13 protein-coding genes are annotated in these 18,121 nt (G+C 70.8%); 8 read left to right on the forward strand and 5 right to left on the reverse strand.

Annotated features, from left to right (window positions below):
• The first annotated feature begins 1 nt into the window (after position 1).
• The 6 genes from AB0J40_RS39455 (at position 2) to AB0J40_RS39480 (ending at position 8,470) form a co-directional block, all read left to right on the forward strand.
• Entirely contained in the window at positions 2–2,182 is a 2,181-nt protein-coding gene (locus AB0J40_RS39455; RefSeq protein WP_364464245.1) for a discoidin domain-containing protein, read from the forward strand.
• A gap of 86 nt (positions 2,183–2,268) precedes the next feature.
• Entirely contained in the window at positions 2,269–3,276 is a 1,008-nt protein-coding gene (locus tag AB0J40_RS39460; protein WP_364464248.1) for a LacI family DNA-binding transcriptional regulator, read from the forward strand.
• A gap of 403 nt (positions 3,277–3,679) precedes the next feature.
• Positions 3,680–5,044 carry an extracellular solute-binding protein gene (locus tag AB0J40_RS39465; RefSeq protein ID WP_364464251.1) on the forward strand — a complete coding sequence of 455 codons (1,365 nt, stop codon included), beginning with the start codon at positions 3,680–3,682 and terminating at the stop codon, positions 5,042–5,044.
• A complete protein-coding gene (locus tag AB0J40_RS39470; protein ID WP_364464254.1) occupies positions 5,022–5,996 on the forward strand; it encodes a sugar ABC transporter permease in 975 nt (324 codons plus the stop codon). Before AB0J40_RS39465 ends, AB0J40_RS39470 begins: the two co-directional genes overlap by 23 nt.
• Positions 5,993–6,862 (forward strand): carbohydrate ABC transporter permease, encoded by an 870-nt coding sequence (locus tag AB0J40_RS39475; RefSeq protein ID WP_364464255.1) that lies wholly within the window; start codon positions 5,993–5,995, stop codon positions 6,860–6,862. Before AB0J40_RS39470 ends, AB0J40_RS39475 begins: the two co-directional genes overlap by 4 nt.
• 30 nt (positions 6,863–6,892) lie before the next feature.
• Positions 6,893–8,470: a glycoside hydrolase family 13 protein gene (locus tag AB0J40_RS39480; RefSeq protein ID WP_364464258.1), complete on the forward strand. Its 1,578-nt coding sequence runs from the start codon at positions 6,893–6,895 to the stop codon at positions 8,468–8,470.
• An 87-nt stretch (positions 8,471–8,557) separates the two neighbouring features.
• Here the strand turns inward: AB0J40_RS39480 and AB0J40_RS39485 are convergent, their stop codons facing one another.
• Entirely contained in the window at positions 8,558–9,892 is a 1,335-nt protein-coding gene (locus AB0J40_RS39485; protein ID WP_364464260.1) for a hypothetical protein, read from the reverse strand.
• Between the two features lie 94 nt (positions 9,893–9,986).
• On the opposite strand from AB0J40_RS39485, the gene AB0J40_RS39490 reads away from it, so the two are divergent.
• Positions 9,987–11,429, forward strand: a complete 1,443-nt coding sequence (locus tag AB0J40_RS39490; RefSeq protein WP_364464263.1) for an ABC transporter substrate-binding protein — start codon at positions 9,987–9,989, stop codon at positions 11,427–11,429.
• 63 nt (positions 11,430–11,492) lie between these two features.
• On the opposite strand, the gene AB0J40_RS39495 is transcribed toward AB0J40_RS39490, so the two are convergent.
• Positions 11,493–14,423 carry an NACHT domain-containing protein gene (locus AB0J40_RS39495; RefSeq protein WP_364464265.1) on the reverse strand — a complete coding sequence of 977 codons (2,931 nt, stop codon included), beginning with the start codon at positions 14,421–14,423 and terminating at the stop codon, positions 11,493–11,495.
• Between the two features lie 90 nt (positions 14,424–14,513).
• The gene (locus tag AB0J40_RS39500; RefSeq protein ID WP_364464268.1) at positions 14,514–15,248 is read right to left on the reverse strand and encodes an SDR family oxidoreductase; all 735 of its coding nucleotides are present in this window, start codon (positions 15,246–15,248) and stop codon (positions 14,514–14,516) included.
• Positions 15,249–15,269: 21 nt separating this feature from the next.
• Between AB0J40_RS39500 and AB0J40_RS39505 the strand changes: the two genes are divergently transcribed.
• Positions 15,270–15,914, forward strand: a complete 645-nt coding sequence (locus tag AB0J40_RS39505) for a class I SAM-dependent methyltransferase (RefSeq protein ID WP_364464271.1) — start codon at positions 15,270–15,272, stop codon at positions 15,912–15,914.
• Between the two features lie 31 nt (positions 15,915–15,945).
• On the opposite strand, the gene AB0J40_RS39510 is transcribed toward AB0J40_RS39505, so the two are convergent.
• Positions 15,946–16,137, reverse strand: a complete 192-nt coding sequence (locus AB0J40_RS39510; protein ID WP_364464274.1) for a hypothetical protein — start codon at positions 16,135–16,137, stop codon at positions 15,946–15,948.
• A 55-nt stretch (positions 16,138–16,192) separates the two neighbouring features.
• Positions 16,193–18,085 (reverse strand): S8 family serine peptidase, encoded by a 1,893-nt coding sequence (locus tag AB0J40_RS39515; RefSeq protein WP_364464277.1) that lies wholly within the window; start codon positions 18,083–18,085, stop codon positions 16,193–16,195.
• Between the last annotated feature and the right edge of the window lie 36 nt (positions 18,086–18,121).

An 18,121-nucleotide genomic window follows, 5' to 3' on the forward strand; every position in this document is an offset into this window, starting at 1 on the left:
GATGTCCCGCATCCCGGCGCTACTCGCCGCCGCGCTCGCCGCGTCCGGCCTGACCGTCCTGTCCGGCGCCGCGCCCGCCACTGCCGCGACCTGCCCCACGACGGCGTCCGGCGGCGCGAGCGTGCCGTTCCGGACCGTCGAGGCCGAGTGCTCGGCGACCAACGGCTCGGCCGTCGGCCCCGACTACACCCAGGCTTCGATCGCCTCGGAGGCCTCCGGACGGCAGGCCGTGCGGATCACGACCGGCCAGTACGTCGAGTTCACGCTGCCCGCGGCGGCCAATTCGATCAACGTCCACTACAACCTGCCGGACGGGTCCTCGGGCCGGCTTTCGGTGTACGTCAACGGGACCAAGCTCGGCAGCGGGCTGCCGGTGACGTCCCGGTATTCCTATGTGGACACCGGCTGGATCCCGGGCGCGAAGACGCACCACTTCTTCGACGACGCCCGGCTGCTGTTCGGGCAGAACGCTTCGGCCGGCGCGAAGGTCCGGGTCGCGGCCGACTCCGGCGACGTCGGCCAGGCGACCATCGACCTCGCGGACTTCGAGCAGGTCGGCGGCGCGGGCTCCCAGCCGGCCAACTCGCTTTCGGTGACCGACTACGGCGCCACGGCGAACGACTCCTCGGACGACTCGCAGGCGTTCCGCAGCGCGCTCTCGGCGGCGCGCTCGCAAGGTCGTGAGGTCTGGGTGCCGTCCGGGCGGTTCGAAATCGGCTCGGCGCTGCAGATCGACCAGACGACCGTCCGCGGCGCGGGTCAGTGGTACACCGTGCTGCACGGCAACAACATCTTCAACAACGGCAGCGCGTCCGGGAACATCAAGCTCTACGACTTCGCCGTGTTCGGTGACGTCACCGAGCGGAACGACGGCAGCCCGGACAACGCGTTCCACGGCGTGCTGGGCAACGGCTCGGTCGTTTCCGGCTTGTGGATCCAGGACACGAAGTGCGGGCTGTGGCTGATGAACGGCGCGTCGTCGAACGTCACCATCGAGAACAACCGCATCCTCGACACCCAGGCCGACGGGGTGAACTTCGACGGCGCCGTCACGAACTCGACGTTGCGCAACAACTACCTGCGCAACAACGGCGACGACGGGCTCGCGCTGTGGTCCAACGGCCAGGCCGACTCGGGCAACACGATCGCGAACAACACGGTCGTGCAGCCGAACCTGGCCAACGGCATCGCGCTCTACGGCGGGTCGAACAACACGGTGAGCGGCAACCTCGTGCAGGACACCAACGCCCTCGGCGGCGGCTACCTGGTCGCGAACCGGTTCAACTCGGTGCCGCTGTCCGGCACGGTCACGCTGTCGAACAACACGGCGCTGCGGGCCGGCGCGCTCGACCCGAACTGGCAGTTCGGCGTGGGCGCGCTGTGGTTCGACGCGCGCGACCAGGCGATCACCGGCGTGACGATCCGGGTCACCGGCTTCACCGCGATCCAGAGCCCGTACGAAGCGATCCAGTTCATCGACGGCAACGGCGCCGGCAAGCAGATCCAGGGCATCACGATCGACGGCGTCTCCGTGCAGGGCGTCGGGACGTTCGTGGCGCAGTCGCAGACACAGGGCTCGGTGTCGATCAGCAACCTGACGGCGTCCGGCGTCGGGGTGACCGGGACGTACAACTGCCCGTACCCGACGTCGATCCCGCGCATGACGTTCAGCGGCTCCGGCAACAGCGGCTGGACCGGCACGTGGAGCGACTGTTCGACGTGGCCGGCGCCGAACTCGGGGCCGCCGCAGCCCCCGCAGTCGGGGACCAACATCGCGAAGGGCAAGCCGGTCAGCGCGTCGGCCTCGCAGGGCGGGTTCCCGCCGTCGAACGCGGTCGACGGGGACGCCAATTCGTACTGGGAGAGCGCGAACAACGCGTTCCCGCAGACGCTGACGGTGGACCTGGGCGCGGCGGCGTCGATCAACAAGGTGACGCTGAAGCTGCCCCCGTCGTCGGCGTGGGGTGCGCGGACCCAGACGGTGACGATCTCGGGCAGCACGGACGGCGGGACGTACACGACGCTGGTGGGATCGCGCGGCTACGCGTTCGACCCGGCTTCCGGCAACACGGCGTCGGCGTCTTTCACGGCGACGTCGCAACGTTTCGTCCGGCTGACGTTCACCGGCAACACCGGCTGGCCCGCGGGCCAGGTGTCCGAGTTCGAAGTGGCGGCTTCGTAGCTCGGCTGTCGGCAAGCCCGTACCGGTTGGCTGGACCGGTACGGGCTTGTCATACTTTTGCGCCTGGTTGCTGTAAAGTTTCACTCATGACGCGTCGTCTTGCCGAAGTCGCCCGCCAGGTCGGGGTCAGTGAAGCCACGGTCAGCCGGGTGCTCAACGGCCGGTCCGGGGTGTCCGCCAGCACCCGGGCCGCCGTGCTCACCGCGCTCGACGTGATGGGCTACGAACGCCCCACCCAGCTGCGCGGCGAGCGGGCCCGGCTGGTCGGGCTGGTGCTGCCGGAGCTGCAGAACCCCATCTTCCCCGCGCTGGCCGAGATCATGGGCAACGCCCTCGCGCAGCAGGGGTTCACGCCGGTGCTGTGCACGCGGACCGCGGGCGGGGTGTCCGAGGCGGAGTACGTCGAGCTGCTCCTGCAGCAGCAGGTGTCGGGCGTGGTGTTCGCCGGCGGGCTGTACGCGCAGGCGGACGCGGTCCACTCGCACTACCACCACCTCGTCGAGCGGCGGCTGCCGACGGTCCTGATCAACGCGGCGGTCGAGCACCTCGGCCTCCCCCAGGTTTCGTGCGACGACGCGGTGGCCGTCGAGCAGGTCGTGGGCCACTTGAGCTCGCTGGGGCACGAGAAGATCGGGCTGGTGCTGGGGCCGTCGGACCACGTGCCGTCGCAGCGCAAGCTGGCGGCGTTCCAGGCGTACGCGGCGAAGCTGGGGTTGCCGGTCCTGGACGAGCTGGTCGAGCACGGGATGTTCTCGATCGAGGGCGGCCACGCGGCGGCGGCGAGGTTGTACCCCCGCGGCGCGACGGCAGTGCTGTGCGCGAGCGACCTGCTGGCACTGGGAGCGGTCCGCGCGGCGCGCCGGCAGGGGCTGTCGGTGCCGGAGGACATTTCGGTGGTGGGCTACGACGACTCGGCGCTGATGAACTGCACGGACCCGCCCTTGACGACGACCCGCCAGCCGATCGAGGCCATGGGCCGGGCGGTGGTGGAGCTGCTGGTGAAGCGAATCAACGGCGGCGAGGTGGCGGCGGAGGAGCTGCTGTTCGCGCCGGAACTGGTGGTCCGCGGGTCCACGGCGCGGCGCATCGCCTGAGCCAGGTCCACGAAGGGCGCGACGACTCCGGTCGTCGCGCCCTTTTCACGTCTGCCCCAAGCGCCCCAATGTGGCCTTGGTTGCGTATGACGCACCGAAGGCCACATTGGGGCGCTTGGGCAGGCACGCTCCCGACTCCCGCGCGCCTCACCCCCGCCACCCCTCCACACGGTCGGCAGCGGCCCACCAACCACCTCCAGAGCGCGACAGCCCTCAAGCCGTCGCGCTCTCGGGCGTGCCCGCGTCAGGCCGCTTGCGAAGCCCTGCGCCCTGCCGAACACAGCCATCCGGGGCCTGTTCGTAACTTGCAAATTCTCGTCGCCTTATTGCGTCGATCTGCTCTCACACTTTAGAGTGACCGCAATCACGTGACAGCCGTCGCGACCCCGAGAAGAGGCTTGAGATGAGCAGTCCCTGGTCCCGCCGCACGTTGTGCCTGATCGCCGCCGGCGGACTCGCACTCTCCCTCGCCGCCTGCGGCGATGGGGACACCGCCGCCCAGACCGGCGGCAAGGTGAAGATCACGGTCACCGGCCAGCCGCCGACCAGCCAGCCGTTCGAGCGCAGCGTGTTCGACGCCGACGTCAAGGAGTTCGAAGCCGCCCACCCGAACATCGACATCGATCCGCACGAAGGGTTCATGGACCCGAAGACGTTCTCCGCGAAGCTCGCCGGCGGGCAGCTCGAGGACGTCTACTACGTCTACTTCACCGACCCGGCGCAGATCATCGCGCGGCACCAGGCCGCCGACATCACGGAAGCCGCGAAGAGCGTTCCGCACATCAACGACATCAAGCCGGAACTGCTGGACAACTTCCGCGACGCGCAAGGCAAGCTCTACGGCCTGCCGACGATGAACTACACGATGGGCCTGCTCTACAGCCGCCCGCTGTTCCAGAAGGCCGGGCTCGACCCCGACAAGCCGCCGACGACCTGGGACGAGGTCCGCGAAGACGCCAAGAAGATCGCCGCGCTCGGCAACGGCGTCGTCGGGTACGCCGATTACAGCAAGAACAACCAGGGCGGCTGGCACCTGACCAGCTGGCTGTACTCGCTCGGCGGCGACATCGCCCGCAAGGACGGCGACAAGTGGGTCGCCGACTTCGCCAACGAAAAGGGCAAGCAGGCCCTGCAGTACCTGCACGACATGCGCTGGACCGACAACTCGATGGGCGCCAAGCAGCTCCTCGAAGCCACCGACGTGCAGCGCATGATGGGCGCCGGCCAGCTCGGCATGTACATGGCCGCCCCGGACAACGTTCCCGTGCTCGTCAAGCAGTTCAACGGCAAGTACGAGGACTACGGCGTCGCCGGCATGCCCGGCGGCCAGGGCACGCTGCTCGGCGGCGAGGGCTACATGATCAACCCGAAGGCCTCGCCGGAGAAGGTCAAGGCCGGCCTCGAGTGGATCCAGTGGAAGTACCTCAACCCGGACCGCTTCGAGAAGCACATCCAGCAGTACGTCGACGGCAAGCAGCCCGTCGGCCTGCCCGCCGAGCCGACCCCCGACGTCTGGACGGGCTCGGTGCGCGAGCAGCAGCTGGCCCTGAAGGCCAAGTACGCCAACGTTCCCGCGAAGAACTTCCAGTCCTACGTGGACACGACCAGCCGGATCAAGGGCAGCATCGAGCCGCCGAACGCGCAGCAGATCTACGCCGCGCTCGACAGCGTGATGCAGGCCGTGCTGACCGACCAGAACGCCAACCTCGACCAGCAGCTGTCGTCGGCCGCGTCGAAGGTCAACAGTGTCCTCGCCCAGGTCAAGTAGCCTGCTCGCCTGGCCCGCGACGGCTTCGTCGCGGGCCGGGCGGCCGGTCGCCTCCCCGGAAGAACGCCGCCGGACGAGACTCCGCCGCAAGCTCAAGGAGAACGTCACCGCGTACGGCCTGCTCTGCGCCGCGCTCGTGGTGTTCGCCCTGTTCTCCTGGTACCCGATCGTCCGCGGGGTCCTGCTGAGCTTCCAGCAGGTCGACTTCGTCAACCCGCCGACCTGGGTCGGGTTCGACAACTTCGCGAAGCTGTTCGACGATCCGCTGTTCGGCGTCGCCTGGCGCAACACCCTGCTGTTCACCGGGCTCGCGCTGGTCTTCGGCTTCGCCGTCCCGTTCCTGACGGCCGTGCTGCTCAACGAGATCCGGCACGCGAAGGCGTTCTTCCGGCTCGCCGTCTACCTGCCGGTGATGCTCCCGCCGGTCGTGACGGCCCTGATGTGGAAGTGGTTCTACGACCCGGGGCCCGGGCTGTTCAACTCCGCGCTCGGCGCGGTCGGCCTGCCCGGCGGCCAGTGGCTGGATTCCAGCGGCACGGCAATGCTGTCCCTGGTGTTCGTCTCGACGTGGGCCAACATGGGCAGCACCACGCTCATCTACCTGGCCGCGCTCGGCACGATCCCGGGCGAGCTCTACGAAGCCGCCGAACTGGACGGCGCCGGCCTGTGGAAACGCCTGCGGCACGTCACTTTCCCGCAGACGCGGTTCGTCCTGCTGGTGCTGCTCCTGCTGCAGATCGTCGCGACCATGCAGGTGTTCACCGAGCCGTACGTGATGACCGGCGGCGGGCCGGACGACTCGACGGTCACCGTGCTCCTGCTCCTGTACCGCTACGCCTTCGTCTACAACGACTTCGGCTCGGCGAGCGCGATGAGCCTGCTGCTGTTCGTGGCGCTCGGCGTGTTCTCGGCGTGGTACGTCCGGCTGACGCGGAAGGCGGACCAGTCATGAGAACCCTCGTTTCGCCCGGCGCGCTGCGCAGCCCGCGCGGCAAGGTCGTCTACGGCGTCGTCTTCGCGTGCACGCTCGCGGTGTTCGTCCTCGCGTTCCTGTTCCCCCTCTACTGGGCGGTCACCGGGGCGATGAAGTCACCGCAGGAACTGGCCGCGACGCCGGCGACGCTCGTCCCGCACGAGTGGCACCCGGAGACCTTCGCCGACGCGTGGAGCCAGCTGAGCCTGGGCAAGTACTTCCTCAACACGCTCGTCGTCGCGGGCGGCGCGTGGCTGGCGCAGCTGGCCATCGACGTCCCGGCCGCGTTCGCGTTGTCGAAGCTGCGGCCGAAGTTCGGCAACGTCGTGCTGGGACTCATGCTGGCGACCCTGATGCTGCCCGCCACGGCGTTGCTCGTGCCGACGTACGTGACGGTGACGGACCTGCCGCTGGTGCACCTCAACCTGATCAACTCGCCGACCGCGGTCTGGCTGCCGGCGGCCGCGAACGCGTTCAACATCTACCTGCTGAAGCGGTTCTTCGACCAGATCCCGGACGAGCTGATCGAAGCCGCGCGCATCGACGGCGCCGGGCCGGTGCGCACGCTCTGGCGGATCATCCTGCCGATCTCGCGGCCGATCCTGGCCGTGGTGTCGATCCTCGCGGTGGTCACCGCGTGGAAGGACTTCATCTGGCCGCTGCTGGTGTTCCCGGACACCGAAAAGCAGACGCTCTCGGTGATGCTGCAGCGGGTGGCGATCGACATGCCGCTCAACGTGCTCGTCGCCGGGATGGTGCTGGCCAGCCTGCCGATGGTCGCGCTGTTCCTGGCGTTCCAGCGGCAGATCCTCGCCGGGCTGACCGCCGGCTCCATCAAGGGCTGACTCCCCAATCGACTCAGGAGGGGCACTTTCGTGACCGACAAGACCGGCTGGTGGCGGAGCGCGGCGATCTACCAGGTGTACATCCGCAGCTTCGCGGACGGCAACGGCGACGGCATCGGCGACCTCGCCGGCGTGCGTGCCCGGCTGGACCACCTGGCCGACCTGGGGATCGACGCGATCTGGTTCACCCCGTGGTACCCGTCCCCCATGGACGACGGCGGCTACGACGTCGCCGACTTCCGCGACATCGAACCGCTCTTCGGCACGCTCGCCGAAGCGGAAGAGCTGATCGCCGAGGCCCACGCCCGGAACATCCGCGTGATCATCGACATCGTGCCCAACCACTGCTCCGACGAGCACCGCTGGTTCCGGGCCGCGCTGGCCGCGGGCCCGGGATCGCCGGAGCGGCAGCGGTTCTGGTTCCGGCCCGGCCGCGGACCGGACGGCAGTGAGCCGCCGAACAACTGGAAGTCGCGCTTCGGCGGGTCAGCGTGGACACGCGTGCCCGACGGCGAGTGGTACCTGCACCTCTACAGCTCCCGCCAGCCCGACTTCAACTGGGACAACCCCGAAATCCGTGCGGAGTTCGAGGACGTGCTGCGGTTCTGGTTCGACCGCGGGGTCGACGGCTTCCGCATCGACGTCGCCGACGGCCTGGTGAAGGACCCGGCCCTACCGGACGTCGAAGACGGCGACGAGACGCCGTTCTCCGACCAGGAGGGCCTGCACGAGATCTACCGCTCGTGGCGCAAGATCGTCGACAGCTACCCGGGCGAGCGCGTGCTGGTCGGCGAGATGTGGCTGCCGGACATGTCCCGCGCGGCGCGCTACCTGCGCCGCGACGAGCTGCACTCGGCGTTCAACTTCGACTTCCTGGTCTGCCCGTGGGACGCGGCGCGCTTCCGGGACGTCATCGACCGGACGCTGCGGGCGCACGACGAGGTCGGCGCGCCGGCGGCGTGGGTGCTGTCGAACCACGACGTCACCCGGCACGTCACGCGGTACGGCCGGCAGGGCGACACGGGTTTTTCGTTCGCGAACCGGCTGCACGAGCTGCCGGTGGACCGCGCACTCGGTACGCGGCGGGCACGGGCGGCGGCGCTGCTGACGCTGGCACTGCCCGGCGGCCTGTACGTCTACCAGGGCGAGGAGCTGGGGCTGTGGGAGGTCCTGGACATCGCCGACGAGCTGCGCCAGGACCCGGTGTGGGCCCGCACGAACGGCGCCGACCCGGGCCGCGACGGCTGCCGGGTCCCGATCCCGTGGTCGGGTGAGGAACCGCCGTTCGGCTTCGGTTCGGGCGGCGCGTGGCTGCCGCAGCCGGAGGAGTGGAAGGCGTACACGGCTTCGGCCGAGGCGGCGGACCCGGACTCGATGCTGTCGCTGTACCGCGCGGGCCTCCGCCTGCGGCGGGACCTCCCGGCGGGCGCGTTGGAGTGGCTGTCGCTCGGCGAGGGGGTGCTGGCGTTCCGGATCGGGACGGGGTTCACGTTCGCGCTGAACTTCTCGGCTGTTCCGGTGCCCCTGCCGGCCGGTGAGGTGCTGCTGGCGAGCGGCCCGGTGACGGACTCGCTGCCGACCGACACGGCGGTCTGGCTGCGCGGCTGAGAGACGCACCGGAGGCCGTCGCCGAGTCCGGCTCGGCGGCGGCCTCCGGTGGATCAGCCGGGCGGCTGCGCTTCCGGTGCCCGACCGCTACTTCGTGAGCTGCAGGATGTCGACGCCCCGCGCGTTGTCGGCCACGTAGACGTACTTGCCGTGCCAGTAAGGCGCCCACGCGCTCGCGTCGCCCGGGCGGTAGTACGCGATCTGGCGCGGGTTCGTCGGGTCGCTCACGTCCAGGAACCGGGTGCCCTGCGAGTAGAACGACTGCACCAGGACCTTGCCGCGGACGTCGAAGTAGTGCGCCGAACAGTCGTCCGATGCCGGGTCGCTGCCCTCCTGGCCGTTGACGCTCCAGGTGCCCACGCTCTGCAGCCGGAACGGCTGCGACGGCGTCGAACGCCAGCCTTCGCCGTGGTACGACCCCGCCAGCGACGAGATCGTCAGGACGCCGTCGCCCGCGCAGCCGTCGACGAAGTTCTCCTCCGTCGCGTAGATCAGGTCCTGGCCGCGCCACGCGCCGTCGCCGATGCGGTGGCCCGCCGGGTGGAAGCTGTTGTGCATGAACCGCGACGGGGCGGCCGTCTCGGCGATGCCGCCGCCCGCGTACGGGATCGGCTCGTGGGCCGTCGCGCGCCGGACCTTGCCCGCGACCGGGTCGCGGTGGACGCCGGACGTCCAGTAGCCGCGCACGCCGCCGCGGCCGGACACCCAGGCCACGCCGTCGTCGTCCACCTGGACGTCGTGCACGTAGTCGGTCTTGCCGTCGTTGCGGGCCAGCTCGATGGGCTGCGGGTTCACCTTCGGGTGCCGCGGGTCGCGGATGTCGGTGACCCAGATCGGCCGGCCGCCCCAGTCGGCGGGCTGGTCGTCGGCCTTCGCCGGGCCGCCCGTCCAGAGGTAGCGGCAGCCGTCGACGCAGCTGGTCGTGTGCCCGGCCGGGACTTTCGTGTAGCTGAGGATCGCGGGCGCTTCCGGCTTCGAGACGTCGACGACGTAGATGCCGGACTCGCCGGTGTGCGTCGTGCCGCCGAACGCGCGCGGGTCGCGGGAGAGGAACACCAGCTTGCGGTTCTGGTCGACCTCGGTGTCCTCGGTCTCCCACAGCCCCGGCAGGCTGACCTGCCCGACCAGCTGCGGCGCGGCCGGGTTCTTCGTCAGGTCGTAGACCTTCAGCCCGAACTCGCCGGACACGACCATGACGTCGCGGCGGCCGTAGTCGAGGAAGTTGATCGAGATGGCTCCGGCGGCGTCCGGGACGCTGCCGACGGCCTTGACGTTCTTGATCGCCCCCGGGTCGCCCAGGGTGCGCGCGGCCGGGACCGCGGGCTTGTCGTCTTCGCCGCAGGCGGCGGCCGGGAGCCCGGTCGCGACGAGCGTGGCGCTGACGGTGACGGCGGCGAAGCACGACCGGAGCCAGGTGCGCACGAAACCTCCCAGAACGCGTGTCCAGGGAACGGTACGACGGAGATCAACCGGACACAACCACCTTTGGTTGCCTCCTGACTGGTAGGACTGGCCCATGCGCCTGCTCGCCCTGCTCGCCGTCGTGGCCCTCGCCGTCACGGGCTGTTCCCCCGCCGACCCGGCCCGGCCCGGTGTCCTCTCCGCCGGCCTCCGAGAGCCGGCGACGCTCCTGCCCGCCGACGTCACCGACCAGGCGGGCCGGCTGGTGACCGGCGCGCTGTGGACGCCGCTGGCCGACTACGACGCCGCGACCGGGAAGGTCACCCCGCGCGCCGCCGAGTCGATCGAGAGCGCCGACCGGGTGCACTGGACGGTCAAGCTGCGGCCCGCGAAGTTCCACGACGGCACGCCCGTCACCGCGCAGTCCTATGTGGACACGTGGAAAGCGGTCGCGGGTTCCCAGTGGGCTTCTGCTGTTGTTCTGACGAAGTTGTTGCGCACCCGAGAGATCACGGCGTCCACTCCGGACACGATCACGCTCGTCCTCGACCGGCCGTCGGGTCAGGTGCAGGCGTTGCTGGCGGCGCCGGGCCTGGTGCCGCTGCCCGCGTCGGTGCTCGCCTCCCGAGACTGGGCCGGCTTCGCGAAGGCGCCGGTCGGCAACGGCCCGTATCGGCTGGACGGCCCGTGGCGGCCCGGCTCGGGCGGCACGCTGAAGCGCGTCGGCCCCGGCAAGGCCGAGGAGATCGACCTGCGCGTCGGCGATCCGGCGGCCCAGTACGACGCGGTCAAGGCGGGCACGCTCGACCTCGCCACCGAGGTCCCGGGCGAGAAGCACGACGCGATGCACGCCGACTTCGGCGACGACCACCACGCGACGTGGCCGCTGCCGCGGGCGGGTTACCTGGCGTTCCCGGTGGCGAACCCCCGGTTCGCCGACGCGACGGTCCGCCACGGTTTCGCGCTCGGCATCGACCGCGCGGCCCTCGAAGCGGGCCCGCTCGCGTACCAGGCCGACCCGGCCAAGGCACTGCTGCCCCCGGCGGACGCGCCGGGCGAGCGAGCGGGCACGTGCCGCCCATGCAGCTTCGACGCGGCGGCCGGGAAAGCCCTGCTGCGGCAGGCATCCTTCCCGGGCGGCGCGACGGTCTACTTCGGACCCGGCACCGAAGGGTGGACCCGCACGCTGGTGGTCGGGCTGCACAAGTCCCTGGACGTTTCGGTGACGGCCCAGCCCGCCCCCGGCGCGGCGGACGGTCCGTCCACACTGGACGTTTCACTGGCCACGGCTAGCCCGTACGAGCTGCTGTCACTGCTGGCCACGGCATCCGGGTACACCGACGACGTGTTCCGCCAGAACCTCGCACTGGCCGACGCGGCGGCGACACCGGAGGAGGCGGGCGAGCTGTACCGGCTGGCGGAGAACCAGCTGCTGCGCGACCTCCCGGTGGCCCCGCTGTGGTCGGGCCACGGCCACGCGGTGTGGTCCTCGCGAGCGCACGACGTCACGACGACACCGTTCACCGGCCCGGTGCTCGCGGGGATCGGGGTTTCGTGACCTGGGACCCGGCCGGTGCCGACCGTCGGCGCCCTCCCGGAGGACCCCGTGGCTCGACCGCCGCTAGGCCTTCGTTCCCCGCCCGGAGATCACCGTCGACCGGACCCGTAGCACGCTCTCGTCCAGGCTGCGCAGCTCGCGGAACGGGTTGGCCATCTCGCGCTCCCGGTGGCCGAGGAGCCCCACCAGGCCGATCGTCCCGACCAGCAGGAGCGCCGAACCCGACGTCAGGGCGGGTCCACCGACCCAGTCCGCCAGTGTCGTCACCGCGAACGCCAGGACCCCGGGCAACGACAGAACCACGAAGGTCCCGAACGCCACCACCGCCCAGCCGGTGTCGTAGGACAGGAGCACGAGAAGACCGAGGACGGAGGCCAAGACCGCTAGGCAGGTGGCCCACCCGATCCACGGCGCCGTCCAGGGCCACCAGCCGAAGGCGGATCCCGACGCCCGCACCACGCCCACCACGTACGGGATCCCGACCAGGACCGTGAAGGCGAGCTTCACCAGCGGCCGGAGCACGATCGGCGCCTTCGGGTCTTCGTGGACGGTCCGCCACTCGTTTTCGTCGGCGCGGAAATAGGTCCGCGAAAGCCGCTCCACCAGCCGCACCAGCACCGCGGCCGGCAGGTTGTCCAGCAGTTTCCGGTACCCGGCACCCACCCCGGCCCGTTCGAACAGGAGCAGGGCGAGCCGGCGCGCCTGGCCCTCGTCCCGCCGGTGGATGTCCCCGAGCACCACGTCGTTGCCCGTGTCGTCCCGGATTTCGACGCCGAGGGAACGCGCCACCCGCGCGACTTCGAGATCGAGCCCGGCCAGCGCGACCGGGTCGTACTGCCGGGACGCGCCGCGGACCCCGATCGGCATGGCGAGCCGCGGGTCCACCCGCCCGAGGTCGTCCGGCATCCGTGTCCCGGCGCGGTCGTCGATCAGGTAGCCGACGCGGCCCATGATCGCGCCGAGGTGCCCACCCGGGGCGAACGGCGCCCACAGCCAGTCGTACCACTCGCCCGCCGGACTCCCGGCCTCGGCGCGCGAAAGCTCGTCCTCGACGTCCGGGTTGTCGACCAGCACGGCCAGGCGCCACGCGGCCCGGACGGCGACCGCACTGTCGTCCCACAGCAGCTCGGCCAGCGCCACGCCCGCCGAGGCCGTCGCGATGGCGGCGATGTCGTCGACGGCGGCGATCGAGCCCGCCCGGGCGCGTTCGGCGAGGACCGGGAGCGCGAGCTCCCCGGTCGACCGCAGGGCCGTGCGCGCCACCGGGACCCACGTCGCCAGGTCGCTGAGCGTCTCCACCGCCGGGCGCAGCCGGGACGCGGCCAGCGCGTGGATCGCGCACACCTGTCGCTGCAACGCCGCCTGGGTGAGCCGGGCGAGCAGAGCCGTTCCGCGCGGGCCGGGCTCGGCCGCGACGGCGCCCAGCGCCGCGACGATGGGGGCGTCCCCGGGAACGTCTCGCCGCAGGGCCGCCTCGAAGTGCGACAGCACCTCTTCGGCCAGCCCCTCGTCGATCTGGCGCGCTTCCGCCAGGCACTCGAGCGCCAGGAGCTTGCCGCGTTCGTCACCGGCGAAGATCTCGGCTACGACCGGCGTGCAGTCGCGGTTGGCGCCGCCGCACCAGAGCTTGACCGTCTCGCGCCAGCGGCCGGGGTTGTCCTCGTACAGCGCCAGCAGCTGTTCCGGGCGGTCGGCCAGTTCCATCGCGGCCAGGTACTCCTGGAGCGTCAGGTGCGGGAACTCGTACAGGAGGTTGCCTTCGTCCACCCGCACCAGCAGGCCGCTGCGGTCGACGATCTCCTCGAGCAGCGGAGCCGCGTGCGCCGCTTCCAGGTTGAACCGGGCGAGTACCCGGGTGATGTTGGCGAGCAGCTCGCCTTCCGACACCGTCCGCCGGTCGGTCCCCGGTGCCATGGCGCCCTGCGCCTGGACCGCGATGGACCGCAGGACCATGTGCTTGTGGCCGGCCTTGTAGGTGGCGAGGCCGCGGGTACGGCCCAGCTCGGAGTCGCGGCGCAGCAGGTGCTGCAGCGCGAGTTCGTAGAACTCGGTGCGCGAGCCCGGCAGCACCGCGCCGATCCCGGGGTCGGCGTCGTGCAGGGAGGCGATCATGGTGAGCAGCAGCGGGGTCCGCGCCAGCTGCATGAGCGACGGGCTGGCCCGCAGTCCGGCCATCATCTGTTCGACTTCGTACCGCGCCTCGCGCTCGGGTCGTTTCGGCGCGAACCAAAGCTTGAGGAACCGGCGGACCGCGGCGTCGTCGAAACCGGCCACCCGGACCTCGTGGTCGAAATCCGGCCGCAGATCGTAATCGTAAACGGCCTCCCGGCAGGTGACGACGACCTGGCATTCCGGCCACTTCTCGGCGAACTGCTTCAGTTGCTGCGCTACTTCCGCACGGCGGTCCGTCACGATTTCGTCGAAGCCGTCGAAGAACACGCTCACCAGGCCGTCCGCCAGCGCGCGGTCGAGGAACCGTTCGGGTTTCTTCACCCCGGCCCGGCCGAGGGCGCCGGCGACGAGGTCCCGCAGGCCCTCCTCCCCGCGGTTGCACCGGAACAGCTCGACGAACACCGGGACGCGCTCGAAGCCGGCGGGCTTGTCCGCCCAGTTCACCATGGAGTTCTTCAGCAGCATGGACTTCCCCGCCCCGGCGGCCCCGAGCACGACGGTCCGGGCCCGATCCCGGATGCTCCCGTAGATCTCCTCCCGTCGCCCGCCCACCTCGCGCTGCAGCGGGACGTAGACGTCGCTGACGGTCACCTTGGTGTTGGCCAGGAAACCGAGGGCGTGGCTGTTGTAGGTCGCCTTCACACCGTTCGCGTACCGCCGCAGTTCCCGCCCGGTCAACGTCCGGCGCCTGCTGCGCAGCACGGCGGGCCAAAAACGCTGCCCGAGCTGTTTCGCGCCTTCACCGAGGAATTGCTTGACCAGAAAACCGGCTACAGCAAGAGTGGCCGTCACGACGGCGGCGTAGGTCAATTGATCGGGCACGGCAAAACCCCCGGTCGACGGCATTCCGGTTTACCAACCGGGCCGCGGGCCGTCGACCCGCACGTCGCTACTTCACCTGAATGTCGGAACCTAGCCGCGGCCGATGAAGGGCATCGTCGTCGCCGTGATGGTGAGGAACTGGACGTTCGCGTCCAGCGGCAACCCCGCCATGTACCGCACCGCCGATGCGACGTGCTCCACGTCGAACGTCGGCTCGGCGACCACCCGGCCGTCCGCCTGGGGGATGCCCGCCGCCATCCGCTCGGTCATCTCCGTGGCCGCGTTGCCGATGTCGATCTGGCCGCACGCCACGTTCCATGCGCGGCCGTCCAGGGAAATCGAGCGGGTGAGGCCGGTGACGGCGTGCTTGGTCGCGGTGTAGGCGACGCTCGCCGGGCGCGGGACGTGCGCGGAGATCGAACCGTTGTTGACGATCCGGCCGCCGCGCGGGTCCTGGTCCCGCATGAGCCGGACCGCCTGCTGCGCGCACAGGAACATCCCGGTGAGGTTGACGTCGACGGTCCGCTTCCAGTCCTCGACGGACAGGTCAGCGACGGTCCCGGCGGCCCCGACGCCGGCGTTGTTGAAGAGCAGGTCGAGCCGCCCCCACTCGGCGCGAACCGCGGCGAACAGGGCGCCGACCGAGTCCTCGTCCGAGACGTCGGTGGGCACGACGAGGGCACCGTCGAAGCCGGTCGCGGTTTCCTCGAGAGCGGAAGCGCGCCGCCCGGCCAGTGCGACGGACCAGCCGTCGGTCAGCAGCGCGCGGGCCACGGCCCGTCCGATCCCCGATCCGGCACCGGTGACCACCGCGGTCTTCGCCATTCCGCCTCCTAGACTGCGCACATGGGACTTCGCGACAGTTTCCAGGCCGGGCTCGCCCGGCAACTCGGCCACCCTAGCGGCCTGCGCGGCCGGATCGTCGGCACGATGCTCAACCGCCGGAACCGCGCGGCGGTGGTGAAGGCGGTCGCGGCCCTCGGGCTGACCGGCGGCGAAACGGCGGTGGACGTCGGCTTCGGCGGCGGTCTCGGCCTCACCCTGCTGCTGGACCAGGCTCGGCTGGTGCACGGCGTGGACATTTCGGCGACGATGCTCGACCGGGCGCGGACGGCGTTCCGCGAGGAGATCGCGGCCGGGCGGCTGGCGGTCCACGAGGGTTCCATAACGGCCTTGCCGCTGGACGCCGGTTCGGCCGACGCGATCGTGTCGACGAACACGATCTACTTCGTCGACGACCTCGGTCTCGCGTTCGCCGAAGTGGCCCGGGTGCTCAAGCCGAGTGGCCGGTTCGTCCTCGGCATCGGCGACCCGGAGCTGATGGGCCGGTCGCGGATGCTCACGGACAACGGCTTCCGCATCCGCCCGGTCGCCGAGGTCGAGTCGGCGCTGGACGCGGCCGGACTGACTTCGCACGAGCACGAACGGTTCGCGCACAGCGGGCTCGGCTTCCACCTGCTCATCGCCCGGAAAGACACAGGCCCGAAATGACACAGCGGGGCCCGGCGCACGCCGCGAGAACCTACTTCGGCCGGACACCCAGCGCGGCCAGGGCCGGACCGAACATGATCACGCCACGGACAACGGCTTCCGCATCCGCCCGGTCGCCGAGGTCGAGTCGGCACTGGACGCGGCGGGACTTACTTCGCGCGAACACGAACGGTTCGCGCACAGCGGGCTCGGCTTCCACCTGCTCATCGCCCGAAAGTGACACGGCCCGGAAATGACACAGCGGGGCCCGGCGCACGCCGGACCCCGCCGCGAGAAACCTACTTCGGCTGGACACCCAGCGCGGCCAAGGCCGGGCCGGCCATGATCACGCCGTTGCCGGTCACCGTGTCGAAGCCGGGCGTGCCCAGGTCGATCGCCGAGGACACCAGCGCCGACCGGATCTCCGCCGGCGTCGCCGTCGGCTTGCCCGACAGCAGCAGCGCCGCGATCGCCGCCGCGTGCGGGGCCGCCGCCGATGTGCCGTAGAATGGCTGGAAGCCCGTCACCGACGTCGCCACGCCGTCCGCCGCCGTGATGTCCGGCTTGTTGCGGGTCGTGCCGCCCGTCGAGGACACGTTGCCCGGCGTGATCGCCGTGCCGTCCGCGTTGTAGAACAGGTGACGCTTGCCGTCGGAGGAGAAGCGCTCCCACTTGCTCGACGCCGTGTACTGGCCCGGGTACGGGCCGGCCGGGTTGGCCGGGTCACCGGTCTCCAGCGGCCGGGTGAACGCGCCCGCCGCCGGGGCCGCCGCCACGCTGAACGCGTTGGCCGCCGCCGAGTGGCCGTTCGTGACACCGTTGGTGCTGAACGCCTTGAGCGAACCCGAGGCCACGAACCGGCCGCGGATGACGTTCAGCGCGATGAACCGGTCGGCGCCGCTGTACTTGACCACCGCGACCTTGTAGCCGGAGCCCGAAGAAGGCACCGTAGCGATCTCGTACGGGTTCTGCGCGCCGGACTGGCCGTTCTCGCTGGAGGCCACGACGCTGCCCGAGGAGTTGAGGATGAACAGGTCGTAGTCGTTGGCGGACTTGCCCCACGGGTCGGACCAGAACAGCGTCACCGGGCGGCCGAGCGAGCCCGCCGAAAGCGCGTCGAAGTTCTGGGTCGTGCTGCTGGGGTCGAAGTCGTGCGGGGTGCCGGTGACGCCGCTGATCTTCGACGACGACGCGCGGAAGTCGCCCTCGTAGTAACCGCTCGTGCCGTCGGTCGCGTTGCCCGAGTTGCCCGCCGAGGAGAAGTACAGGACGCCGGCCGCGGTGACGTCGTTGACCGCCTGCGCGACCTGCGTGTCCTGGAACGGCGACTCGTCGAAGTAGGACACGTCGTCGACGATGATCGTGCAGTGGCCGGTGGTCCGCAGCGCGCGGATGTTCGCGGCGAAGCTCGCCTCGCTGGTGAACGCGGTGGCGAAGCCGAGGGCGGCGTTCGGCGCGAGGTCGTGGATGATCTCCAGCATCGCGGTGCCCTCGTCGCCGCTGCCCTTCTGGCCGGACAGGACGTCCACAGTGGGCAGTTCACCGGCGCTCTGGGACTTCGCCAGCGAGTCGACGCCGTCGGAGAGGACGCAGACCTTGACCCCGGATCCGCTGACGCCGTAGGTGGTGCGGGCGGTGTCGGCGCCGTGCGCCTTGTCGCCTTCGGACACCTGGGTCGCGGCGGCCAGCGCCTGGCGGAAGTCCCGGTTGCCCGGCTCGCTCCAGGTGGTCGCCTGCGCGGCGGGCCGGACCTCGGCGACGTCGGCGCGGCCGGCGATCCCGTCCACGGCGGACAGCGGCAGGTCGGCGCGGACGGCGCCACCCGCGGCGTAGCGGACGGTGCCGCCGGCGGCCCTGACGGCCTTCGCGACGGCCTCGTCACGGGTCGCGGCGATGTCGACCGCGACGGTGCCGGCCGCGCTGACGCCGACGCCGGAGCGGTAGTCGGGCAGCTTCGCGGCCAGGGAACGGTCGGCCCGCAACCGCTTCTCGACGACGAGCTGGCTCGATTGCTTGCGCTCGGCGGGGGTCAGGCTCTTCTTGATGCCCTGCAGCGCGTTGATGCCCGCCTCGGTGCGCGCGGCCGCCGCGTCCACGGTGGACGGCTGCGCCGCGGAAACCCCCGTGGTCAGCAGCAGCGCGCCGACCGTCAGCGGAACCGCGTGCGCGGCGACCCGGCTGAATCTCACCATCGATTTCTCCCTGAAGGCACTCGGCCGTATGACACC

The organism is Amycolatopsis sp. NPDC049691 (assembly GCF_040675005.1).
Classification (GTDB): Bacteria; Actinomycetota; Actinomycetes; order Mycobacteriales; family Pseudonocardiaceae; genus Amycolatopsis.

Coding starts and splice junctions, on each gene's coding strand:
- AB0J40_RS39455 (WP_364464245.1), top strand. CDS start 2: ATGTCCCGCATCCCGGCGCTACTCGCCGCCGCGCTCGCCGCGTCCGGC.
- AB0J40_RS39490 (WP_364464263.1), top strand. CDS start 9,987: ATGCGCCTGCTCGCCCTGCTCGCCGTCGTGGCCCTCGCCGTCACGGGC.
- AB0J40_RS39465 (WP_364464251.1), top strand. CDS start 3,680: ATGAGCAGTCCCTGGTCCCGCCGCACGTTGTGCCTGATCGCCGCCGGC.
- AB0J40_RS39475 (WP_364464255.1), top strand. CDS start 5,993: ATGAGAACCCTCGTTTCGCCCGGCGCGCTGCGCAGCCCGCGCGGCAAG.
- AB0J40_RS39460 (WP_364464248.1), top strand. CDS start 2,269: ATGACGCGTCGTCTTGCCGAAGTCGCCCGCCAGGTCGGGGTCAGTGAA.
- AB0J40_RS39500 (WP_364464268.1), bottom strand. CDS start 15,248: ATGGCGAAGACCGCGGTGGTCACCGGTGCCGGATCGGGGATCGGACGG.
- AB0J40_RS39515 (WP_364464277.1), bottom strand. CDS start 18,085: ATGGTGAGATTCAGCCGGGTCGCCGCGCACGCGGTTCCGCTGACGGTC.
- AB0J40_RS39505 (WP_364464271.1), top strand. CDS start 15,270: ATGGGACTTCGCGACAGTTTCCAGGCCGGGCTCGCCCGGCAACTCGGC.